Origin of the sequence: Tenacibaculum sp. MAR_2009_124, from assembly GCF_900105455.1 — a bacterium.
GTDB lineage: Bacteria > Bacteroidota > Bacteroidia > Flavobacteriales > Flavobacteriaceae > Polaribacter.
On sequence record NZ_FNSF01000005.1, the window covers coordinates 994,127 to 1,017,442 of the forward strand.

The following is a 23,316-nucleotide window of genomic DNA, read 5'->3' on the forward strand; positions in this document are numbered from 1 at the left end:
AATTGATTTTATGCGAATTTTATATTTCTACTTATTACTTACTTCTTATTTCGCTTATGGTCAAGAAAAAGACTTTATTCAACAAGGAATAAAAGCCTATTTTAATAAGGATACTATTATTCTTAATAACTCAATTGAACGAACATTTTCAGAGTATAAAAAAACAAAAGATTCTCTTCTTTTGGCCAAACATTTTCATTTTAAAGCACTTAAGTTTAAACTTTTATATAAAAACGACAGTACTTACTATTACTACCAAGAGTCAAAAAATATTTCTAAGGGTATAAATGATTCACTTTCAGTTGGTATGAGATTGTTAAGTATAGCTATATTACAAAGAGGTGTGAAAGATTACTTGGGAGGTGAGATTAGCTTGATAGAAGCATTACGTTATTTGGAACCAATAAAATCTTATAAGTATCTAACAAGTGTTTATATTAATTTAGGTGTAGTTTCTAAAGAGTTAAATCAAAAAGAAGAATCTTTAGGTTATTACAAAAAGGCTCTTGAAATAAATGAAAAAATAAAGGATAAAAAAAGACAGGAAAGAGGTTACCTGTTTTTACAAAATAATATAGGTTCCCTGTATCAAAGAAATAATGAGCATGAAAATGGAGTAACTTATTTCAAAAAAGGATTGGAGTTTGACAGAATAAAAGAAAAACATCCTCTTATTTATGCTTTATTGTTAGAAAATTTAGCTTATAGTAATTTTTCATTAGATAAAGATGGAAGAGTTCTTCAGCAATATAATGAGGTTCTTAAAATTAGGGATAGTTTAAATAATTTTAGAGAGTTAGGTCGAACCCATATAAATATTTGTTTATTTCATAAGAGAAAAAACAATTTTTCTTTAGCGAAGCAGCATGCTAACAAGGCTCTTAAATATGCGAAAAAATCTCACAATAATAAACGTTGGTTGGAATCTTTAGAAGAACTATCTGAATTAAGTTCTGGTGAACAATCGAAAAAATATTTTCAAGAGTATATTCAATTAAACGATAGCTTACTTCAAAAAGAAAGAAGTTTAAAAAATCAATTTGCTAAAATTCGTTATGAAACCGATAAGAAAGAAAAAGAGAATGAAGTTTTAAAAACTGAAAATGAAAAGAAGCAAGAAGAAATTATAAAGCAAAAACAACAAAAATTAATCGGTTGGTTAGCAGCGATAGCGGCTTTTTTGGGAATGGGCTTTACGGTAACCGTTTTTGTTTTTAGAAGAAGAAAATTGTTATACCAGGCACAGTTGCAAAAAGCACATGCACGTGAGCAAGAACGGAAACAAATTGCAAAAGCGCTGCATGATGAGGTAGCTGGAGATCTGCGATTGCTCCATAAAAAATTAGAGAAATCTGATTTACTTGAAGAAGCTCAAAAGTTAGACGCGGTGAAGGAAAATGTAAGAAATCTTTCACACCAGTTAAGTAGTGTTAGCTTTAAAAAAGTAGGGTTTAAAGATCAATTAATTAATTTAGTAAGTGACTACTTCGAGCCTAATTTTAGAATTCTATTTCGTGGATTAAACGATCAAGATTGGTCAACATTTAATAGCGCCGTTAAAAGGCTTTTATATATATGTATACGAGAGAGTATACAAAACAGTAAAAAACATGCTCAAGCATCAGAAGTAGTGGTTACTTTTTCAGTACACAAAAAAAATGTACTTTTGAATATTACTGATAATGGTATCGGTTTTGATACTACCATCAGAAAAAAAGGGATTGGTTTGCATAATTTACAGGAACGAGTTGAGGAGTTACAAGGAACTTTTTCGATTGAGAGTACGGTAGGTAATGGAACCAAAACCGATATTCAAATACCTTTAGATGTCTGATAAAATAAAAATACTATTTGTTGATGACCATCAGTTGATTATAGAAGGAATTATTTCTTATTTAAAAGATACCGATGGTTTAGAAATAACAAGTGCAAATTCTTGTGATGAGGCCTACAGCTTGGTAAAATCGAGCATGGCAACTGATCCATTCCATATATTGTTCACCGACTTGAGTTTTGATATGGGTAACAAAAATGTTACCATTGATGGAGGTGAAAACTTAATTAAAGCCCTTCAAAGAGATGAAGTTCCTATTAAATTAGGAGTAATTACAGGGCACTCTGAAACGAATAGAGTATTCAATGTAATTCGTAATTTAAAACCATTAGCTTATATTTTAAAAGGACAGTGTAATACAGCTGAATTGAACTTCGCTATTCAAAAAATGATGTCTGATCAAGTGTATTATACGCATGAAATCCATGAAAAGTTAATGAAAAGAGCATTGATCGAAATTCAAATGGATGAGATTGCTATTCAAATTTTAAAAGAATTACCAAACCATACTAAAATATCAAATTTAGAAGGTGTAATTACGAAAGCCGATGGATCTCTGGTTAAAATAAGAGCTATAGAGAGTAAATTGGCTAAGTTAAGAACCGATTTAAATGCTAATAATAATACAGATTTAGTGCTGAAAGCAAAGGAGTTAGGGGTTTTAGATTAAAAATCGCGGAAATTTGCAGTTTATATTGCGGAAATCCCCTTTCCCAACTCCTCATTACAAAATATCTTTGTATCAGAATTACACTTGAAAGGGAGAAATTCTGAGAAAAGAAAAGAGAAATTGAAAAAACCTTTAGGATTTATATAATCTTAAAGGTTTTTCTATTTTTTATAGAATTGCTATATGTGAATTTGGCCGTTGCGGAAATTTACAATTTATCATGCGGAAAACCCCTTTTGTAAGAGTTATTACTAGTATATCTTCGCCGTATCACTCATCATAAGTGAGCGGATAATTTAAGGGGAAAACAAACCTTCTGGGGATTCAAACTAGAAGGTTTTTTTGTGCTTTTAATTTAATGGCAGGGCGATAGACCAAAGGTTTAATTTCCCAAGGCTTGCTTCGAAAACAAAAATGATGATTCCGACAGATACCTCGTATGCTTGCATCGAGGTAGTTCATTTATAGCTAAGAATTATCAATCTATATAAGAATGTTGTTTGGAGTTGTTTTTATGAAATGATAACGAAGTATAAATCATATAACTTCACTTGTATACAATTATCAAGATATAATCTGTCTGCGGAAAAACACATAAAAAACGACGGAAAACCCCTTTAGTAAGAGTTATTACTAGTATATCTTTGGCGTATCACTCATCAAAAGTGAGCGGATAATTTAAGGGGAAAACAAACCTTCTGGGGATTCAAACTAGAAGGTTTTTTTGTGCTTATAATTTAATTCTAGCTGAGAACAATCAATAAGATTTTTTTTATGCCCTCAATTTATGTGTTTAGGAAAAAACGCTAATAATTTTTTTACGGAAAAACACATAAAAAACGACGGAAAACCCCTTTAGTAAGAGTTATTACTAGTATATCTTTGCCGTATCACTCATCAAAAGTGAGCGGATAATTTAAGGGGAAAACAAACCTTCTGGGGATTCAAACTAGAAGGTTTTTTTGTGCTTTTAATTTAATGGGAGGGAGATGGCCAAGGGTTTAATTACCAAAATCTTACTTCGAAAACAAAAATGATCATTCCGATAAATACTCCTTATGCTTGAATCAGGTTAGTTCATTTATAGCTAAGAACAATCAATCTATATAAGAATGTTATTTGGAGTTGTTTTTATGAAATGATAGCGAAGTATAAATCATATAAGTTCACTTGTATACAATTATAAAGACATAATCTGTCTGCGGAAATTTACAATTTATCATGCGGAAAACCCCTTTAGTAAGAGTTATTACTATTGTATCTTTGCCGTATCACTCATCAAAAGTGAGCGGATAATTTAAGGGGAAAACAAACCTTCTGGGGATTCAAACTAGAAGGTTTTTTTGTGCTCCTATTTTTCGTCTTGTCAAGACAATTTAAAATACTGTTTGAATATACTTCTAAAAAAACAGTAATAATATTTTTACTTGTTAAATGTTTGTAAATCAATATTTAAGTTTCTTTTGGTTTTCTTCTTTTGAGGTAAATAAAGTAAAAGCACCATCTTTAGAGGCAGTTTTTTTGAGAAAAGTCACAAATAGCGGAAAAACACAAAATATACAGCGGTTTTCCCCTTTTGTTGGCTGATTATCAGTTATATATTTGTAGTGTTGTTTATTTAAACACAAAAATTCAAGGGAAATTTAAATTTTATTACTGTGAGGAAATTATTAGTAAAAAAAGCAAGTGAAGCATTTGGCAACTTATTAGCAGCATTAGCTGAGTTTGGAAAAGGAGCAAGTTATGCTTTAAGACATTAAGAAAACTTAACTAACCAAATTAATCATTTAAAGTACCTTTCAGGAAAGATTTCCTGAAAGGTTTTTTATTTTGATATAAATTGTAAATTGCTAAAGGTGAATCAAACTAATCATATTGTTTAATAAGATATTATAAATAATAATGATGAATGAATATTGTAATCATCACTTTTTAGAAATGAAAACACGATTTAACTTAAACTTATTCAGGTGGAAAAAAAGTATATCATTGCCCTAGACCAAGGAACTACAAGCTCAAGAACAGTAATAATTGACAACACAGGTGGAATAATTGGAATGAGTCAAAAGGAGTTTACTCAAATTTTTCCTGAGTCGGGATGGGTGGAACATGATGCAATGGAAATTTTAGAAACTCAGCTAGCCACTTTTAAACAGGTTATTGATCAAAGTGATATAGACATTACTCAAGTAGCTGGAATTGGTATTACGAATCAACGAGAAACGACTGTTGTTTGGAATAAACATACAGGGAAACCTATTTATAATGCAATTGTTTGGCAAGATAAAAGAACTGCGGAGGTATGTGTTAAACTGAAACAAGAGGGTTTGACTGAACATATTAAAAAAACAACAGGCTTAGTAATTGATAGCTATTTTTCTGCAACAAAAATTCATTGGATTTTAAATAATGTTGAAGGAGCACAAGAGGAAGCCGAAAAAGGTAATTTATTGTTTGGGACAATAGATACTTGGTTATTGTGGAACCTTACTGAAGGCAAAGTTCATGCTACTGACTACAGCAACGCTTCAAGAACAATGTTATACGACATTAGAAACTTAAATTGGGATGATAAACTTTTAAAAGAACTTAATATTCCAGAAAGTATGTTGCCAGAAGTAAAGCCATCGTCATTTCTTTATGGAAATTATGACTATAATGGTGTTAAACTTCCAATTGCTGGTATTGCTGGAGATCAACAAGCGGCTCTTTTCGGACAAGCTTGTTTTGCAAAAGGTGATGGTAAAAACACCTATGGAACAGGCTGCTTTATGCTACTAAATACAGGGGAAGACTTGGAGTATTCTGATAATGGATTGTTAACTACAATAGCATGGGGTATTAATGATAAAATTTACTATGCTTTGGAGGGAAGTGTGTTTGTTGCTGGATCGGCCATACAATGGTTAAGAGATGGCTTAGAACTAATAAAAACTGCTTCTGAAAGTGAAGCATATTCGAATAAAATAGAAGGAGAAAATCCAGTTTATGTTGTTCCTGCATTTGCGGGGTTAGGTGCTCCTTATTGGGATATGAATGCCAGAGGAGCTGTTTTTGGTTTAACTAGAGATACAGGAAAAGAGCATTTGATAAAAGCAACATTAGACTCGTTGGCATATCGAGTAAAAGATGTTCTTTTAGTGATGCAGAAAGACAGCAAAACTCAACTAACTTCCTTAAAAGTTGATGGGGGAGCTTGTGCTAACAATACATTAATGCAATTTCAGGCGGATTTATTAAATGTAGTAGTTGAAAGACCAGAAGTTATTGAAACTACGGTAATGGGAGCGGCTTATTTAGCAGGAATTTGTGTTGGAATATGGAACCTTGAAGATATTGAAAACAATAGAAAACTGAGTTCGGAGTTTTATCCTGATATCTCCGAAGAAAAAAGAAATAGACTGTATAAAAAATGGTTGAAAGCCGTTGAAAGAACAAAAGATTGGCTTGAATAAATGCTCTTAGTAGGTAAGAGATATAATAGATTAATAACTATAATTTTTGAGGTAAATAAAGGAGTTTATTCCGTGAAGCTTACCTCGTAATAAAACCTAAATAAATGGCTAAATTTTACGATTCAATAAATAAAAGAGTGAAACAATTTATTGAAGAACAAAAAATGTTTTTTGTGGCTACTGCACCCAAAGAAGGAAGAATAAACCTTTCTCCTAAAGGAATGGATACGTTTAAAATTCTTGATGATAAAAAAGTTGCTTGGTTAAGTGTTACAGGAAGCGGAAACGAAACATCGGCACATCTTTTAGAAAATGGAAGAATTACCATTATGTTTTGTGCGTTTAATGGAGCTCCAAATATTTTGAGGATATATGGTTCAGCAATTGAAGTGTTGCCAGAAAATAAAGAGTGGAATCAGTATATTTCTCTTTTTCCAGAACTACCAGGTACCCGCCAAATATTCATAGTAGAAATAGAAACAGTTCAAACCTCATGTGGTATGTCTCTTCCATATTACGAATACCAAGGAGAAAGAAATCAATTGAATGAATGGGCCGAAAATAAAGGCGAAAGTGGAATTAATACGTATTGGGATGAAAGAAACCAGGTAAGTATTGATGGACTGAAAACAAAACTTTATAAAGACTGATAAAAGTCATATTTTAAACTATTTATTGTAACTAATTTTGTCTTAAAGATATACGATATGACGCAATTAGTAAATATTCCATTAGTTTCATGGACCAATGGAGCTATTATGATGATTGTATTTGGTATTGTTAGTTTAGGGTTAGTAGCGACTCTTCTAATTTTAATGAATACTGGAAAAAAGAAGAAGTAGCTATTGATTTAGTGATTTTTAATAGTTGATTGTAAGAAGTGTTCTAAAAACCGGGTTGTTTTTCTTTTAGAACACTTCTTCTATTTTATTACAGTACTTTCAAATTGTAAATAATGTTATTTGAACGCACTTAATCCAGTAATGTCTAATCCAGTGATTAATAAATGTATATCGTGAGTTCCTTCATAAGTAACTACACTTTCAAGATTCATTGAGTGTCTCATAATAGAATAATCTCCTGTAATACCCATAGCTCCTAAAATTTGCCTTGCTTCTCTAGCTATTTTTAATGCCATTTCAACATTATTTCTTTTCGCCATAGAAATTTGAGCAGAGGTAGCTTTTCCTTCATTTTTTAAAACACCAAGTCTCCAAGTTAAAAGTTGTGCTTTTGTAATTTCAGTAATCATTTCAGCTAACTTCTTTTGTTGTAATTGGTATTGCCCAATAGGTTTTCCAAATTGAGTTCTTTCTTTGGCATAGCGTAAGGCTGTGTCATAACAATCCATAGCAGCACCTAATGCTCCCCAAGAGATTCCATATCTAGCCGAATCCAAACACTTCAAAGGAGCTCCAAGTCCAGTTTTTCCTTCCAGTAAATTCTCTTTCGGAACCTTTACATTATCAAAAATTAACTCTCCAGTAATTGAAGCTCTTAACGACCATTTGTTATGAGTTTCGGGTGTTGAAAAACCTTCCATTCCTCTTTCAACGATCAGTCCATGAATTCTTCCTTCTTCATTTTTTGCCCAAATAACTGCGATATTGGCAATAGGAGAATTGGAAATCCACATTTTAGCACCATTCAGTAAATAATGATCGCCCATGTCTTTAAACTTAGTTTCCATGCCTCCTGGATTTGACCCATGATTAGGCTCGGTTAAACCAAAACAACCAATCCATTCACCACTGGCAAGTTTAGGTAAATACTTTTTCTTTTGCGCTTCATTCCCATAATTAAAAATAGGCCACATTACTAATGACGACTGAACAGAAGCAGTTGATCGGATACCACTGTCGCCTCTTTCCAGTTCTTGCATAATCAAACCATATGAAATTTGATCTAAACCAGCGCCTCCATATTCTTCAGGAATATATGGACCAAAAGCACCTACTTCAGCAAGACCATTTACGAGAACTTCCGGAAATTTTGATTGTTGTGCATAATCTTCGATAATCGGGGAAAGGTTTTTCTTTACCCATTCACGCGTAGTATCACGTACTAATTTATGCTCTTCAGAAAGTAAATCATCGACACCGTAGTAGTCAGGAGCTTGAAATAAATCAGGTTTCATAAGTTTGTTTTTAAGTTAATAAATCCACTAATCTTGAAATATTTTAACAAAATAGACAAATATGTTAAAATATTGATTCTTTCAAAAATACTTAAAAAAATGGTTATTCCTAGCTGGTTTACGTATGTTTGTACATTATGAGATTTACTTTAGGAAGAGAGGAGCGATTAAAAAGTAGAAAATTAATAGGAAAATTATATGAAGAGGGAAAATCGATTAAAGTTTTTCCTCTGCGAATGGTTTATTTACAAACCGAACATACTTCAAATTATCCTGCTCAAGTGGGAGTTTCTGTTCCCAAGCGTAACTTTAAAAGAGCCGTTGACAGAAATAGAATAAAAAGACTATTAAGAGAGACGTATCGTAAAGAAAAGCACACAGTTTATTCAGAAGCCAACAAACCATTTGTGTTTATGATTTCTTATCTTGCAAAAGATGAGTGGAAATATGCTGATATTGAGTTGAGAATGAAAAAACTATTGTCGAATTTTATAACTGAAATTAATAAAGATGAAAAATAAAAAGTTTGTTATTTGGGGTTTAATTACCATCATTGGAGTATTTTTTTCGTTTCAGTCACGATTCTTTGAAATAGCTAAGCAAATTGAAATTTATAATAATTTGTTTAAGGAAATCAATATGAATTATATTGATGAGGTTAATCCAGGAGATTTAACTGATAAAGCTATAAAAAACACCCTTAGAAACTTAGATCCTTATACAAACTTTTATAACGAGCAAGACGTAGAGGATGCTAGAATAAGAAGAGAAGGAGAATATGGAGGAATAGGAGTAATGACCTATTATACGAAAAAAGGAATTATCCTTTCTGAAATTTATAAGGGGTTTCCTGCGGATAAGGCAGGTCTAAAACCAGGAGATGTTATTGTTGAAGTTGATGGTCAATCTCTATTAAGTATGGAGAATGAGCAGCTATCTCAAATGCTTAAAGGAAGTCCAGGGAAAGAAGTTTCAATAAAAGTTGTGAGTAACAATGAAACCAAGGATATTAAAATAAAACTAGATAAAGTTGTCGTAAATCCAGTGCCATTTTTTGATATGATTGATGAAGAAACTGGTTATGTTGTTTTAACTCGTTTTATTAGTAGAAAGGCAACAGAAGAGGTTAAAAAAGCGATTGATTCTTTAAAGGAACGTGGAATGACTAAGTTGGTTTTTGATCTAAGAAGTAATCCTGGAGGATCTCTTTTTGATGCTATAAACATTACAAATTTGTTCATACCAAAAGGAGAAAGAGTTGTTGATACCAGAGGGAAAATCAGAAAAAATAGTCGAGTTTATAAAACAAGTAGAGACCCATTAGATACTGAAATGCCAGTAGTAGTGCTAATTGATGATCGTTCGGCATCTGCTTCTGAAATTGTATCTGGAGCTTTACAAGATTATGATAGAGCTGTTGTTTTAGGAAAGCGCTCATTTGGAAAAGGGTTAGTTCAGCGATATTATGAGTTGACTTATGGAACTCAAGCTAAAATCACCATTTCAAAATACTATACACCTAGCGGGCGTTGTATTCAGGAATTAGATTATGCAAATAGAGATCTGAAAACAGGAAAGGTACCTAAGTTTTCTGAAGGAGAAGTTTCTTCCTTTAAAACTAAAAATGGAAGAACAGTGTATGATGGAGGAGGCGTAACACCTGATGTAAAATCGAAGACTACAGATAAAAATGAAACAACAAAAACGCTTTTAAAGTCTAGAGCTGTATTTAGTTTTGCTAATGAATATATAGGCAAACTAAGTTCAATTGATTCTTTGAACTATCAATTTGATGAGTTAGGGTTTAATGAGTTTAGAAACTTCCTATTATCAAAAGATACGGCGTTTGTTACTCGAGAAGAACGTTTATTTAAAAAAGCGTACAAGACAATTAAAGACCATAAAAAAATAAAAAATGAATATGAAAATCTTCAATTAAAATTAAAGCAAGAAAAAGTTAAAGAAATTAGTAAGAATAAAGACGTACTTATGGATAGACTGGAAAAAGAGATTATGAAAAACTCTTTTTACAGAGAAGGAATGTACAGACATCAATTACAAAATGATGAGGTAATTAAGCAGGCTGTAGATTTACTTAAAAACACTAATAAGTACAATTCAATTCTTAAAAAATAAAACAATTGTATAACCTAATATTTGATTAAGCGTATGTCAAAACCTAACCAGAAAGAAAGAACCAGGGCTCAGGAATCTACTAGTGCAATTGAACGTTTGTATATTTCTATGAGACACCTTTTTAGTCGTGGATTTTATAAACCAATGGGTATTTCAGGAGAAACATTAAGGAAATCGCTCTTAGCTTTAAGACCAGAAATATATGGTTCTATTGCCGAGAAAAAAACAGAGCTTAACGGGTTAACTTATGTAATTGAGCGATTGCCAGAAGGAATCGAAGAATGCCAGTTTATTAACTTAACTGCGGATGAAGGTTATAGAAACTCTAATTTTGAGGTGATTATTCCTCCGAAAAGGAGAAGAAACTGTTATCGAATCGATAAAGATCAAATGAATATTGAAATAACAAGAGGACGATCTGAGATTTATGATATATTAACACATTTAACTTTCTTATTCGTTGAATCTCATAAAATTAAAGACAGAGTAATGATTGGTATCTCTGGCGAAAAATTTATACGAGAATGGACACATTTAGAGGAAACAGTAATTTACAACAAATCGCTTTCTGATAAAGAAAGAGATGTAATGATTGTGCATTTGGCGAGTATACTAGGAAGAACTTATGATGAGGTTTATGATAGTTATAACGCTTTTGGAAATGATGAAAACCCAAATCGCTTTTTACATTTAATGTATTGGTTGGGTAAATTAGCTATTAATGAAGTTGTTCATGATAAAAAGCGTTCAGTAAAGTTCAGTTCCGTTTTAATAGACGAAATTGGGCGTCATTTTTATGGTGAAATTTGGGCTAATAATATCAAGAGAACTCTATTAGATAATAATTTAATAGAGAGACCAATTCATATCATAAGTGCTAATATGCATAGTGTTATGAATACTATTTATTCCAAAAACGCACTTCCGAAAGAAGCAAAAGAAAATGACACGTTTGAATTATTTGAGTTGTTAAGTAATTCGAATAGCGAAAGCTTACAGAAAAAAGTAAAAAACTATGCTTCTGAAAATGGATTAATTTATTTAAAAGATACCTCTGGAACAAATATTAATGTTCAAGTTATTGATACCGATAAATTAGATGTAAGCGCAACAGATTTCAGTAAAGTGAATTCAGTTGATAAAAAGCCAGTTATTATTGTAATGGATTATGCTTTTGGTGAGCAAGCCTACGAAACGATGGATGAGCTATTGAAGCCTTACAAAGTGAATAATTCAGAAATTCATTTAAATGTTGAATCGGTTTCTATAATGGGTAAAGCTGGAATTTTAGAAGGAGGAAAAGGTGATATCATGATTCCATCTTCACATATTTTTGAAGGAACTGCCGATAATTATCCATTTAAAAATGAATTATCAAAAAGTGATTTAGAAGGTTTTGGAGTTGAAGTATTTGATGGAGCAATGGTTACTGTATTGGGAACTTCCTTACAAAATAAAGATCTATTGAAGTTTTTCCATGATTCAACTTGGGATGTGATAGGTTTAGAAATGGAAGGAGCGCATTATCAAAAAGCAATTCAATCTGCATCAAAAATTAGGGGAAACATCTCTGAAAATGTTAAAGTAAGGTATGCTTATTATGCTTCGGACAATCCATTAGAAACGGGAGCGACATTGGCATCTGGAGGTTTGGGAATGAGCGGTGTTACTCCAACATATGCCATAACTCAAAAGATTCTTGAACAAATATTTTAAAATATGAGCAATCATAAAAACGAGGAAGAAGTAGATTTAGGTTCGTTATTTTTAATTATAGGTAGAGGCTTCTCTAAGTTTTTCAATTTTATAGGAAGAGTTTTTACCGGCGTTTTTTATTTTTTCATCGAGATTTTGTTATTCTTTAAAAAGAATTTCAAAAAGCTAGGAATAGCATTTGTTCTTGGAGCTATTATTGGCTTGATTGTTGAGCTAAATGAAGAAGATAGATATAGTTCTAACCTTCTAGTACAAACAAATTTTAATAGTGCAAGACAGTTATATAGTAATATTGAGTTTTATAATAACTTGGTAAAGCAAAACAATATTAAACTTTTGGCTAAAACATTTGGAATCGATTCTGATGAAGCCAAAACTCTAAAAAAGTTTAAAGTAGCGCCTATTGTTAATGGTAATGATGTTATTACAACATACGATGAGTTAGTACTCGAGATAGATACGGCTACGGTAAAAAGCTATTCCTTCTCTGAATTTAAAAGAACGTTCACAAAATTTAATTATAAAGTTCATAGTATTGAAGTACAGTCATCTAAAGATGATATATTTTCGAAATTAGATGAAGTAATTATTTCTTCTGTTGTAAAGAACAAATATTTTAATCGGTTAAAAGAGCTTACTAATGAAAATTTGAATAGAACAGATGCTCTTCTGAGAAAAAATTTAGCACAGGCTGATTCACTTCATGATATTTATAAAAAAGTACTTTTAGAGGAGGCACGAGTTTCAAATCAAGGAACGAATATAGATTTAGGTAATACTCAAAAAGGCGATAAAGAGTTGGAATTATTTTCAACAGCTTTAAAAATTAATAAAGAACTCAAAAATGTTAGCGAAGAAAAAACGGAAAAGTCAGAAATAATTAATGTTATTTCTAATTTCCAAACAATAGGGCATAAAATTCAGGGAGTTTCTGAGAATAAGTCGGTTCAATTTGCGCTCCTTTCCCTTTCTTTAATAATACTTTATTTGTTGTTGATTAAACTGAATAAGTACTTAGAAAATTATAGTCGTAAGAAAGTATAAGTATGAAAATTATTTCGATAGATCTGAAGGATTGTTTTATAATAGAACCTAAAGTTTTTAAAGACAATCGAGGATGTTTTCTTGAAAATTTTAATCTTCGAAAGATCAAAGAATATGCTGGTTTAAAAGTCAATTTTGTTCAAGATAATGAAGCTTTTTCGCAAAAAGGAGTGTTATGTGGGTTACATTTTCAAAAAGGAGAACATGCACAGGCGAAGTTGGTAAGAGTCATTCAAGGAAGTGTTTTAGATGTTGCAGTTGACCTTAGAGAAAAGTCTTCTACTTATGGGGAATATTATTCTGTAGTACTTTCAGCAGAAAATAAAAAGCAATTATTTGTTCCCAGAGGATTTGCGCATGGGTATTCCGTTTTGGAAGACAATACTATTTTCGCTTATAAATGCGATAATTATTATAATAAGGAATCGGAAGGAGGAGTTATTTATAATGATAGTTTTTTGAATATTAATTGGATGTTAGAAGAAGAAGAAATTGAACTATCTGAGAAAGATAAGGTGTTGCCTAGTTTTTTAAGTTAAATTATAATGAGTTTTTTTGATAAGAAAATTGTTGGCGTAATAAAAGGAGCTGGACTAAATTTCGTGTTTTATGCGCTAAACCTTGTTATAGTTTATGCTTTAGCAATCCTTATAGCAAAGTACTTTGGTCCCGAAGTTTATGGTAGGTATTCAATAATAAAATCATTGCTAATGATTTTAATCATTTTATCTACTTTAGGAACTAACACTTTAGCGATAAAAATGGTTTCTGATGAAATTCATTTTTCTAATAATGTTTACAAAACTAACTTTGTTAAAAAATCCTATTTCCTGATTTTAGTTGCGACTACAGTTATTTCTCTCATTATATTTGGATTTCGGAAGGAGTTGGCAACTTTTGTTTTTGGAGATAATGAACTTGGAAATTATTTTTTCGTTTTTCCAATATTGTTTTTAGCGATAACTATTTTAAATTATAATAGTAATTTATTGAAAGGACAAAAACGCGTACTAGCATTTTCTTTTCTAAGTTCTTTTTTAAACAACTTTATTTTTTTAAGTATTATCGTTGTCGTTTCTTTTTCATTAAATTATACTGATGAAAATGTTGTTATTTATGGTTTTTTAAGCAGTATTTTGTTAGCAGCGATTATTAGTTTAATAAAAGTTCTTCCAATAAAATACTCTATAAGAAAAAGTGAAATTTCTTCAAAAGAAATTTTGAATAAGAGTATCCCAATGATGATGAGTGCATCGATGATTTACTTCATATTTTCTTCGGATATCTTAATTTTAGGTTTTTTTGAAACTAGTGAAAAAGTAGGAGTTTATAGAATTATTACTCAAATAGCGTCTGTAAATACTATTTTTTTGATTGTGTTTGGGGTTATTTTATCACCGCAAATATCTACTTTATTTTCATCAAGAAAAAATATAGAGTTGAACGAATTGATATCGAAATCGTCTAAAATTATATTTTACATAACATTACCTATTTCACTGTTAACAGTAGTTTTCAGTAAAGAAATATTGTCGTTTTTTGGAGTTGAATTTCAGAAAGAGTACTTAGTATTGACTTTGTTGTGCGGGTTTCAATTTTTATATACAATATCTGGTTTTGTTGATATACTTTTAAATATGACAGGGAATGAGAAAATATTTGGTAAAATCACTTTTTTTACTGCGGTATTAAATATTATTTTAAACTTCATAATGATTCCTAATTTTGGAATGTTAGGAGCTGCATTATCAACTGGAATTTCAATAGTTTTGACAAATATTATATCTTTGTTTGTGGTTCGTAAAAACCTGAGAATTAGGGCGATTCATATTCCTTTTCTAAAATAAAAAGTATGATTGGGATATTAAAAGTAGAATTAAAAAGTGTTTTATTTGTCTTATTTATTGTTTTCTGTTCACAGTTTACAGAGTTAAAAGTAAGTGTTGTTAAGATTGCCGAAATATTATTACTTTTATTTACTCCTTTTATTTATAGAAATAAAATAAATAAATGGATTCTTTCATTACTATTGTTTATAAGTTTCTGGTTGTTGATTTCGCTAGCTTTTAACCCATTTAGAGGTTTCTTTTTACTAGATGAAGTGTCTGTGTTAAAAACTCCCTATTGGATAAGCATAGGTCGATTTTTAGAATTAATAGCTTGCGTTAATTTAGCTGCCCTAACTAATAACTTTCTTAAAAAGAAAACCGAAAAGGAAATTAAGTTTATTTTAAAACTTATAGTGAAGCTAAGCGTGATTTTAGCAATGTATCATTTAGTTTTTTATTTTTCTTTTGTATTTGGTTATATAGAAAAAACATATTTTGTTTATGAAAGAACACCAAGGCTTCGAGGCTGGTATGTTGAAGGAGGTCCATATGGGTTGATGTTGAGTTTTATTTTTTGCTTAACATTTTTTTATAAACATCGATCAAATAATTTTTATCGAGCCGTTTTAATTGTCACAATAGTTTTTATAGCTCGTTCTAAAGCTGGAACAATGTTTATATTGTTTTGGTATATTACATTTTATTTTAATATAATCTATAAAAAGATTAGAGAGCTGAGTTTATTTTTTGTGATTTTTGGAGGAATTCTAAGTTCTTTTATTTTTGTAAAAATATCTTATCAGTATATTGATTTAATCGAAAACGTTCAGAGAGAAATGAAAGAGAGACCTACGGATATTAATCTAGTAATGGGTAGAGTGGCTGGTTTGTTTATTTTTCCCGAAATGGTTACTGATAACCCTTTTTTTGGGATTGGACTTGGAAACTATCCTATCATCAGAAATAATCCTGAGTATCTCGATTTTATTCCTCATAGCCCGAAAGGAAAAACAGATGCACATGGTTTTGGAGGTATTATTCAAATACTTGTTGATGGAGGTGTGTTTACATTGCTGTTTTTTCTATTTATTATGGGGAAATTCTACAAGAAACTTAAAAGGTCATCAAAAGAAAATATATATTTCTTATTCGGTTTTTTATATCTTTTTGTTTTTGGAGTTCAAATATATTTCTTGTATCCTTGGATATTATTTGGAATATTAATAGCCTTATCGAATTCACAGAAAAACAATGAAGAAGCTTACCTTGTCGGTTGATGTTAGAATGATAAATAGCTCTGGGGTAGGGGTTTATTTGAAGTCGATATTGCCATTTCTTGTTGATGAATATGATATTATCTTATTAGGAAATCCAATTGATTTAGAGCATTATGAATGGGCTGGAAAATGTAAAATAATTAAATTCAGATCATCGATTTATTCTATTTCTGAACAAGTTAAATATGTAGTTAAATTGCCAAGATCTGATGTTTTTTGGAATCCACACTTCAATAGTCCATTTTTTTTATATAAACCAAAGAAAATGATTTCGACTATTCATGATGTCAATCATCTTGCGAATAGAAATGACTTTGGTTTTGTTAAATATCTTTTGGCTAAGATCTTATATAAAAATAGCATTAAAAGGAGTGAAGAAATAATAACAGTTTCAAACTTTTCAAAAAAAGAAATAAAACGTTATTTAAAAATGAACGACAAAAAAATTAATGTGATTCATAATGCGGTTAGTTCAGATTTTAATAAAAGTGTTCAATCAAGGCTGAAATTGCCTGATAAATATATTCTATTTGTAGGTAATCTTAAGCCGCATAAAAACCTGATTACACTTTTAAAAGCCTATAATAGTTTGGAGAACTATATAAAAAAGAATTTTAAGATTTTGATAGTTGGGAAGGAAAAAGGTTTTATTACTTCTGATAATGAATCACTATATTTTGTAAAGAAAAACAATTTAAGTGAGAATGTAGTTTTTACAGGTTATATAGAAGACAATCAACTTCCTCACATATATGGTAAGGCCAGTTTATTTGTATTCCCTTCCTACTATGAAGGCTTTGGACTTCCAGTTTTAGAAGCGATGATATCGAATGTTCCAGTGATTGCGTCAGATTCATCGAGTATTCCTGAGGTTGGAGGTAATGCTGTCTGTTATTTTAATCCGTTTTCTTCTGAAGACTTAGCTCAGAAAATAAAATTACTACTTTTCAATGATGAAGTGAGAACGAAATATATAAAAAGAGGAAGAAATAGGTGTTTAGCGTTTTCTTGGGAAAAAGTAGCGGAGGCACACAAAGTAATTTTTAATAGAGTATCGAATAATGTTAAATAAAGTACTAAATAAGTGGAGTTTTTTAGTCTATATTTTGGCTCTTTTTCCTCTTCTTCCAAGAGGAGTGCACAGTGTTCTAATGGCAATTTTATTTGTTGCTTTTTTAACATCAATATTAAAGAATAGGCAGAAAGGATTATTTTCGAAACAAGATATTATTATTTTAACGACGTTAGCAACACTACCAATATTATTTTTAGTAAGTACAGTCTATAGTGAAAATATTAGTAAAGCTATAGAATTTATAGTAAGAACCCTTCCTTTAATCCTTCTTCCAGTAAGTATAATTGGACTAGGCAAAATGTATGGAAAGGTTAATGTAAGAACATTTTCATTAGTCTATTTATTGGCTATTTTCTTTAATACTGTTTTTAACGAGATTCGAATTTATTCCTCAAATAATAAAGAATTAACGAATTGGGAGTACCGACAAATTTTTGAGGAGCTAACAGGCGTACATGGAACCTATTACTCTTTATGGATTTCAATAGCCATTTTGATGATAACATTTATTGTAATAAATGAAATAAAGCGGAGAAATTTTAAGAAAACAATTTTGTTTTTATTTATCGCAGTTTATCTCATTTATTATCAAACGATTCTTGGAGCAAGAATGCCTTTTATAATTAGTGTTTCATTAATACTTATTCATTTGTTATATCTTCTAAGGAAGAAGAAATTAGTATATCTAATTACTATTGTTATAATTGGATTATTTATTTTGATTTTAGTTAAAGCTAAATCGAATCTTTATGAAAGAATTGGAGAATTAACCGAATATAATTTAGAACTTCCAGAAGGAGATTATCACATTAAGCAAGGTAGAATTACCAATACACAAATAAGAAATGGTATTTATTATTGTTCATTTTTAGTTATAAAACAGAACTTCTTATTTGGGATTGGAATTGGTGATGTTCAGGATGAACTTCAAAAATGTTATCAAAGCGAAATTAATAGTAATGTATATGATATTTTTACATTTAATACTCATAATCAATACTTATTAGTCTTGGCCAGTAATGGTGTTTTAGGTTTGATTTTCTTTTTAGGGAGCCTAATTTATCTTTTTAAAATAGCGAGAGAAAATAGGTTATATTTATACTTTTTTTTAGTTGTTTTATCTTGCTTTTTAACCGAAAACATTTTGAGCAGACATGATGGAGTTGTATTTTATGCGTTGTTTAATAGTGTTTTAATTTCGAGTTGTTTAAATGAAAAAAGCTTTAGTACATGATTGGTTTTATACAAATGCAGGTGGTGAAAAGGTAGTACAGTCTTTAACCAATGTTTGGACTGATTTCGATTACTACACACTTATAGACACCCTTACTGATAAGGATCGAAAAGACATTTTGAAAGGAGCCATGAGTAATACGAGCTTCATCCAAAAACTACCTACTGCAAAAAAGAATCATAGAAAATTCCTGCAGTTATTCCCCTTGGCAATTGAGGGGTTTGATTTGTCTGAGTATGATGTTATCATATCATCTTCTTCAGCTGTTGCGAAGGGAGTGTTAACAAATCAAAATCAATTACACATATGTTATTGTCATTCACCAATGCGATACGCTTGGAATTTATATTTTGATTATTTAAAGAGTAAGTCTCTTATGAGAGGAGTTAAAGGATGGTATGCAAAATATGTTCTTTATAAAATACGACAATGGGATGTTGTAAGTTCTAATAGGGTAGATTTTTTCATAGCGAATTCGAATTATATTGCACAAAGGATAAAAAAAATATACAATCGAGAAGCTACTGTTATTTATCCACCTGTTGATACCGATACTTTTCAGTTATGTGTTGATAAGAGTGATTATTTTGTTGCCGCTTCGAGGTTAGTTTCTTACAAGAAAATTGAATTGATTGTTCAAGCATTTAACAAGTTACCAAATAAAAAGTTGATTGTAATAGGAGAGGGGCCAGATAAGAAAAAACTTCAGAAAATAGCTAAACAGAATATTAAATTTGAAGGGAAAGTATCTGAAGAGAAAATGGTAATACTATTACAAAAAGCGAAAGCTCTAGTATTTGCAGCTGACGAAGATTTTGGAATCCTTCCTGTTGAGGCTCAAAGCTGCGGAACACCTGTAATTGCTTATAAGAAAGGAGGGCTTTTGGAAACCATAATTGAAAATAAAACAGGATTGTTTTTCAATAAACAAAGTGAATTAGATATAATAAATGCGATAAAGAATTTTGAAGAAATTAAATTTTCTCCACAGGCAATAAGAGAGAATGCATTGCGTTTCAGTAGGCAGAGGTTCGAAAGGGAAATTAAAGAGTTTATTGAGGAAAAAATTAAACATTTTTTTGGTGAAAAAAAGATATTCTAAATACATAAGGGCCCTCTTTCTTCTGTTAGATTTATTGGTGTTAAATCTTATATCATTTTTTCTGAAGGACAATGAATATATTAATATAAACTTTCTAATATATATAAGTGTTTTTTGGATAGTTTCATCAATATTCACAAGGTTTTACAAAATTTATAGATATACTTCCGTTTACAAAATTATAGGTCTTTTATTAACGCAGTTGTTGATTTTTTCCCTTGGATACTTTGCATATTTCTCTATTTTTCGAGAGGGTGTTGTAGTAAATAATCAAGCTAAGTATCTTTTCTTAGTAAGTTCATTGATAATCTTCTTTAAATTTTTAGGTGTTTATTTATTAAGAAAATATAGAACTTCTGGTAAAAATTATAGAAAAGTAATTGTGTTAGGAAGTGATAATTCGACAAAAAAAATAATAGAACTTTTTAAAAATGAAAAGGAATTAGGATATATTTATTTTGGCCTATTTTCAGATAGAAAAACAGTTCAAGATACTAGTTTTTTGGGTAAAATTGAAAATAGTTTTGACTACATTGTTAAAAATGGTATTGACGAAATTTACTGTTCTCTTTCAGAATTAAATGAAACTACTATTAAAAAAATAACACAATTTGCATCGAAGAATAACAGAGTGGTTAAGCTAATTCCTAATGCAAATGAATTGTCAAATAAAAATAGGGTAACAGAATATTATGGCGACTCTCTTAGGATTCTTAAGGTAAAGAAAATGCCTTTCGAATTAATGGAAAGTAAAGCTATTAAAAGAATATTCGATATTGCTTTTTCAATAGTTGTTTGCATATTCGTACTATCTTGGTTGTATCCTTTGTTATTTGTTTTAATAAAATTAGAATCAAGAGGTCCGGCGATATTCAAACAAATAAGAGAAGGCCTGCATGGAGGGGAGTTTGTTTGTTATAAATTTCGATCAATGTATTTAAATGATGCAGCTGATAAGGTGCATACTAGAAAAAATGATACTAGAGTTACAAAAGTAGGAGCCTTTTTAAGAAGAACTAGTTTAGATGAGTTTCCACAATTTTTTAATGTATTGTATGGTTCAATGAGTGTTGTAGGTCCGCGCCCTCACTTGGAAAGATTGGCTCAAGAATACCAAAAAGATGTTGATAATTATATAGAAAGGCATAATGTCAAACCAGGCATAACAGGATTGGCTCAAGTAAGTGGATATCGTGGAGAAATTAGAAAAAAAGCAGATATAAAAAATAGGGTCAGACTCGATATTTTTTACATCGAAAACTGGTCATTAGCATTAGATTTAAAAATAATTATAAAAACTATTTTTAACATTTTTAAGGGAGACGAAAAAGCGTATTAAATGGATGGAGTTAGATTGACGTGCTGTGTGGTTATTTTCAATGAAGATATAAACGTTCTAAAGAAAATGATTGATTGTTTTTTGAGTATTCCCTTTGCGAAGAAAATGTTTTTAATTGATAATTCTTCGAACCAAGATTTCACCATAACGAATACTGAAGAAATAGAATATATCAAAAATAAACGAAATGTAGGTTTTGGAAGAGCGCATAACCAAATACTAGGGCATATAGAAGGAAAATCGGATTATCATTTAGTTTTAAATCCTGATGTTGAGTTCGATGGAGTCATTTTTCAAAAGTTGATTTCTAGTTTGGAAAATGACGACAAAATAACAATGATATCCCCAAAAGTTTTGAATAGCGATGGAAGTTTACAGTTTACTTGTCGCAAGAATCCTACGGTAAAAGAAATGATATCTAGAAGGTTGGGGATTAACAAAGATTACGTAAAGGAAAGAGAATATAGAGATATAGATCTAAATAAATCATTTACACCTGAATTTATTCATGGTTGTTTTATGTTGTTTAAAACAAAAGATTTTGTTGCTCTAGGCGGGTTTGACAGTCGCTATTTTCTATATTTAGAGGATGCCGATTTGTGTAGAGAAATAAGAAAAAGTAATAGAAAACTCCTGTACTTTCCTGATGTTCATATTAAGCATTTACATAGAAAAGGATCTTCAAAACGAATAAAACTCCTTTTTTACCATATAGCCTCTGCTTACAAATATTTTAAGAAATGGAAAAAGTAAACAAAGGGTCATTCAAATACTGAATGACCCTTTGTAAAAAGATACAATTAAAATTGTATATATCTTAGAATAGTACCTGCTCGAAAGCGAAGCTAGCACTTCCTGATGTATCGGTAGTTTTTGTGATTTTTACAAAGTTAGCAATGGTTGCATAACTAGGCAGTGCATCAACCAAACTTCCTGTATAAGAACTTACATTTTCTCCGTTTATAAGAGTTACATAACATTCTAAAGGATTGCTGTTTATAGTCCAAGGACGTATTGTGAAATAATATTCACCATCGGCAACTGTTTCAGGTAAAGTAACCATTTCTGTACCAGTAAACCCTTGAGAAATATCAATAACTGTAGCAGCAGAATCTCTAACATCACAGTCTAAATCACTATTATCATTCCAAGTAAAAACAAAAGTTACATCGTTATTAACGTCTATACCTTTAATAATTGTTGTTGATTTTTGGTCTTCAGAAATATTTGGAGACACCTTATCTATATTTGCGTTTATAATTTTTAAATCAACAATAGTTAAGGTCTTTACAAGAATGTTCGCTCCAGACATATCAACAGGAAGTTCTACTTGAGTCGTTCCTTTTACTAAATCTATTTCCATGGTAGTAGAACCTACTGAATACGTTAATCTACTTAAACTAGAAAGTGCATTTGAAAAATTTACTACTACAGAGTAGCTATCCTCCGTATTTGCTATACGAACTGAGTTAATAGCCGTTTGAGCCGTAATATTTGTTGTTGCATCTGGTGTTATTGGAAGATCATCATCGACAGAACATGCCCCTGTTAAGAAAACAGAAAGGATGATGATGAAACCTTTAATATATTTAAATTTCTTCATTTTCTTATAGTTTAGTAATTGTGTATGTAACAGTATCTCCATCTGTAACCTTAGCTAAAGACATAACATTGCTGTCTTGAGTTACCGTACCTGTATAATTGATTGTTTGACCATCAGGGAAAGTAAAATCAATGGTATAATCAACATCAGCAGTAAAGAAGTACTGATTTACGTAAAGATAATAAGTAATATCACCTGCAGCTTCAGGTAAATCTACCGATTCAGTAGTAGTAAATCCTTCGCTACGGTCAACTACGTTTGAATTCAATGGTTCCGGGGCATTTAAAATATAGAAATCCATATCTCTTGAACTTTCCGTCCACATTAAATCAATTTGAACACTTCCAGCAGTCGTATCAATCACATCTGGTAATTGATCATATACAGTAAATACTCTAGATTGTTGCTCTAAGTCAGAAGAAGCGGTAATAAAATACTCTGTAGAAGTTACACTAGTGGTAGCGTTTTTTATTTTAACGGTATAAGTTTCAGCTCCATCACTTTTTCCATCATCAATAAATGAAAAGTTGGCATTTGCTGAAGTTGATCCAGCAGAAATGGTTACCATTTTGTCATAGGTTAATTCTGCTTGCCCAGCATCATCTTCTAACGAACCATCAGATGATGTAATTTCAAGTTCAACGATAACATCAAAAGGTAAGCTTTTGGTTATCCCAACACTAGCAGAAGCTTGTCCTCCATCTTCTAAGATACCAGCGTTATCATTGGAACCACTGAAACCAATCTCAACTTGAGATGTAGAGGTTGGTGTTCCGATCACAGGGTCGGTAGTTTCACTATTACAAGCTATGAAGCCCAATGAAAGTAAAACTATATATATGGTTAATTTTATATTTTTCATTTT

20 protein-coding genes are annotated in these 23,316 nt (G+C 30.7%); 17 read left to right on the forward strand and 3 right to left on the reverse strand.

Annotation, left to right across the window (positions count from 1 at the left end; all coding sequences use genetic code 11):
• Positions 1-10: 10 nt before the first annotated feature.
• From BLW23_RS15190 to BLW23_RS23720, 5 genes are all read left to right on the forward strand, one after another.
• A complete protein-coding gene (locus tag BLW23_RS15190) occupies positions 11-1,834 on the forward strand; it encodes a tetratricopeptide repeat-containing sensor histidine kinase (RefSeq protein WP_093671318.1) in 1,824 nt (607 codons plus the stop codon).
• Positions 1,827-2,504 (forward strand): response regulator transcription factor, encoded by a 678-nt coding sequence (locus tag BLW23_RS15195; protein ID WP_093671320.1) that lies wholly within the window; start codon positions 1,827-1,829, stop codon positions 2,502-2,504. Before BLW23_RS15190 ends, BLW23_RS15195 begins: the two co-directional genes overlap by 8 nt.
• 1,970 nt (positions 2,505-4,474) lie before the next feature.
• Positions 4,475-5,959, forward strand: a complete 1,485-nt coding sequence (glpK, locus tag BLW23_RS15200; RefSeq protein WP_093671322.1) for a glycerol kinase GlpK — start codon at positions 4,475-4,477, stop codon at positions 5,957-5,959.
• 104 nt (positions 5,960-6,063) lie between these two features.
• Positions 6,064-6,609: a pyridoxamine 5'-phosphate oxidase family protein gene (locus BLW23_RS15205; protein WP_093671324.1), complete on the forward strand. Its 546-nt coding sequence runs from the start codon at positions 6,064-6,066 to the stop codon at positions 6,607-6,609.
• Between the two features lie 57 nt (positions 6,610-6,666).
• Positions 6,667-6,801 carry a hypothetical protein gene (locus BLW23_RS23720; RefSeq protein WP_255362809.1) on the forward strand — a complete coding sequence of 45 codons (135 nt, stop codon included), beginning with the start codon at positions 6,667-6,669 and terminating at the stop codon, positions 6,799-6,801.
• A 116-nt stretch (positions 6,802-6,917) separates the two neighbouring features.
• Here BLW23_RS23720 and BLW23_RS15210 read toward each other — a convergent pair whose 3' ends face one another.
• The gene (locus tag BLW23_RS15210; protein ID WP_093671326.1) at positions 6,918-8,096 is read right to left on the reverse strand and encodes an acyl-CoA dehydrogenase family protein; all 1,179 of its coding nucleotides are present in this window, start codon (positions 8,094-8,096) and stop codon (positions 6,918-6,920) included.
• 137 nt (positions 8,097-8,233) lie between these two features.
• Between BLW23_RS15210 and rnpA the strand changes: the two genes are divergently transcribed.
• The 12 genes from rnpA to BLW23_RS15270 all read left to right on the forward strand — a co-directional run bounded on the left by rnpA (position 8,234) and on the right by BLW23_RS15270 (position 21,601).
• Positions 8,234-8,617, forward strand: coding sequence for a ribonuclease P protein component (rnpA, locus tag BLW23_RS15215; RefSeq protein ID WP_093671328.1), 384 nt, complete (start codon positions 8,234-8,236; stop codon positions 8,615-8,617).
• Complete coding sequence (locus tag BLW23_RS15220) at positions 8,607-10,232, forward strand: S41 family peptidase (protein WP_176829844.1); 1,626 nt, start codon at positions 8,607-8,609, stop codon at positions 10,230-10,232. The genes rnpA and BLW23_RS15220 overlap by 11 nt, the downstream gene beginning before the upstream one ends.
• Before the next feature lie 33 nt (positions 10,233-10,265).
• On the forward strand, positions 10,266-11,948 hold the full coding sequence (locus BLW23_RS15225; RefSeq protein ID WP_093671332.1) for a DUF6909 family protein: 1,683 nt from the start codon (positions 10,266-10,268) through the stop codon (positions 11,946-11,948).
• A gap of 3 nt (positions 11,949-11,951) precedes the next feature.
• Entirely contained in the window at positions 11,952-12,992 is a 1,041-nt protein-coding gene (locus BLW23_RS15230) for a hypothetical protein (protein WP_093671334.1), read from the forward strand.
• Positions 12,993-12,994: 2 nt separating this feature from the next.
• Complete coding sequence (gene rfbC / locus BLW23_RS15235; RefSeq protein ID WP_093671336.1) at positions 12,995-13,531, forward strand: dTDP-4-dehydrorhamnose 3,5-epimerase; 537 nt, start codon at positions 12,995-12,997, stop codon at positions 13,529-13,531.
• 6 nt (positions 13,532-13,537) lie between these two features.
• Positions 13,538-14,839, forward strand: coding sequence for an oligosaccharide flippase family protein (locus BLW23_RS15240; protein ID WP_093671338.1), 1,302 nt, complete (start codon positions 13,538-13,540; stop codon positions 14,837-14,839).
• 5 nt (positions 14,840-14,844) lie between these two features.
• A complete protein-coding gene (locus BLW23_RS15245; RefSeq protein ID WP_093671340.1) occupies positions 14,845-16,098 on the forward strand; it encodes an O-antigen ligase family protein in 1,254 nt (417 codons plus the stop codon).
• Positions 16,073-17,170, forward strand: coding sequence for a glycosyltransferase family 4 protein (locus BLW23_RS15250; RefSeq protein ID WP_093671342.1), 1,098 nt, complete (start codon positions 16,073-16,075; stop codon positions 17,168-17,170). The genes BLW23_RS15245 and BLW23_RS15250 overlap by 26 nt, the downstream gene beginning before the upstream one ends.
• A 79-nt stretch (positions 17,171-17,249) precedes the next feature.
• On the forward strand, positions 17,250-18,407 hold the full coding sequence (locus BLW23_RS15255; protein ID WP_176829845.1) for an O-antigen ligase family protein: 1,158 nt from the start codon (positions 17,250-17,252) through the stop codon (positions 18,405-18,407).
• Positions 18,385-19,509: a glycosyltransferase gene (locus BLW23_RS15260; RefSeq protein ID WP_093671346.1), complete on the forward strand. Its 1,125-nt coding sequence runs from the start codon at positions 18,385-18,387 to the stop codon at positions 19,507-19,509. Before BLW23_RS15255 ends, BLW23_RS15260 begins: the two co-directional genes overlap by 23 nt.
• Positions 19,490-20,848 carry an exopolysaccharide biosynthesis polyprenyl glycosylphosphotransferase gene (locus BLW23_RS15265; protein WP_093671846.1) on the forward strand — a complete coding sequence of 453 codons (1,359 nt, stop codon included), beginning with the start codon at positions 19,490-19,492 and terminating at the stop codon, positions 20,846-20,848. Before BLW23_RS15260 ends, BLW23_RS15265 begins: the two co-directional genes overlap by 20 nt.
• Positions 20,849-21,601 (forward strand): glycosyltransferase, encoded by a 753-nt coding sequence (locus BLW23_RS15270; RefSeq protein ID WP_093671348.1) that lies wholly within the window; start codon positions 20,849-20,851, stop codon positions 21,599-21,601. It begins immediately after the preceding gene.
• A gap of 64 nt (positions 21,602-21,665) precedes the next feature.
• Here the strand turns inward: BLW23_RS15270 and BLW23_RS15275 are convergent, their stop codons facing one another.
• Both BLW23_RS15275 and BLW23_RS15280 read right to left on the reverse strand, forming a co-directional pair.
• Positions 21,666-22,451, reverse strand: a complete 786-nt coding sequence (locus BLW23_RS15275) for a hypothetical protein (protein ID WP_143032195.1) — start codon at positions 22,449-22,451, stop codon at positions 21,666-21,668.
• Between the two features lie 4 nt (positions 22,452-22,455).
• Entirely contained in the window at positions 22,456-23,313 is an 858-nt protein-coding gene (locus BLW23_RS15280) for a hypothetical protein (RefSeq protein ID WP_093671352.1), read from the reverse strand.
• Positions 23,314-23,316 lie beyond the last annotated feature (3 nt).

Coding starts and splice junctions, on each gene's coding strand:
- BLW23_RS15190 (WP_093671318.1), top strand. CDS start 11: ATGCGAATTTTATATTTCTACTTATTACTTACTTCTTATTTCGCTTAT.
- BLW23_RS15195 (WP_093671320.1), top strand. CDS start 1,827: ATGTCTGATAAAATAAAAATACTATTTGTTGATGACCATCAGTTGATT.
- BLW23_RS15205 (WP_093671324.1), top strand. CDS start 6,064: ATGGCTAAATTTTACGATTCAATAAATAAAAGAGTGAAACAATTTATT.
- BLW23_RS23720 (WP_255362809.1), top strand. CDS start 6,667: ATGACGCAATTAGTAAATATTCCATTAGTTTCATGGACCAATGGAGCT.
- BLW23_RS15210 (WP_093671326.1), bottom strand. CDS start 8,096: ATGAAACCTGATTTATTTCAAGCTCCTGACTACTACGGTGTCGATGAT.
- rnpA (WP_093671328.1), top strand. CDS start 8,234: ATGAGATTTACTTTAGGAAGAGAGGAGCGATTAAAAAGTAGAAAATTA.
- BLW23_RS15220 (WP_176829844.1), top strand. CDS start 8,607: ATGAAAAATAAAAAGTTTGTTATTTGGGGTTTAATTACCATCATTGGA.
- BLW23_RS15225 (WP_093671332.1), top strand. CDS start 10,266: ATGTCAAAACCTAACCAGAAAGAAAGAACCAGGGCTCAGGAATCTACT.
- BLW23_RS15230 (WP_093671334.1), top strand. CDS start 11,952: ATGAGCAATCATAAAAACGAGGAAGAAGTAGATTTAGGTTCGTTATTT.
- rfbC (WP_093671336.1), top strand. CDS start 12,995: ATGAAAATTATTTCGATAGATCTGAAGGATTGTTTTATAATAGAACCT.
- BLW23_RS15240 (WP_093671338.1), top strand. CDS start 13,538: ATGAGTTTTTTTGATAAGAAAATTGTTGGCGTAATAAAAGGAGCTGGA.
- BLW23_RS15245 (WP_093671340.1), top strand. CDS start 14,845: ATGATTGGGATATTAAAAGTAGAATTAAAAAGTGTTTTATTTGTCTTA.
- BLW23_RS15250 (WP_093671342.1), top strand. CDS start 16,073: ATGAAGAAGCTTACCTTGTCGGTTGATGTTAGAATGATAAATAGCTCT.
- BLW23_RS15255 (WP_176829845.1), top strand. CDS start 17,250: ATGGCAATTTTATTTGTTGCTTTTTTAACATCAATATTAAAGAATAGG.
- BLW23_RS15260 (WP_093671346.1), top strand. CDS start 18,385: ATGAAAAAAGCTTTAGTACATGATTGGTTTTATACAAATGCAGGTGGT.
- BLW23_RS15270 (WP_093671348.1), top strand. CDS start 20,849: ATGGATGGAGTTAGATTGACGTGCTGTGTGGTTATTTTCAATGAAGAT.
- BLW23_RS15275 (WP_143032195.1), bottom strand. CDS start 22,451: ATGAAGAAATTTAAATATATTAAAGGTTTCATCATCATCCTTTCTGTT.
- BLW23_RS15280 (WP_093671352.1), bottom strand. CDS start 23,313: ATGAAAAATATAAAATTAACCATATATATAGTTTTACTTTCATTGGGC.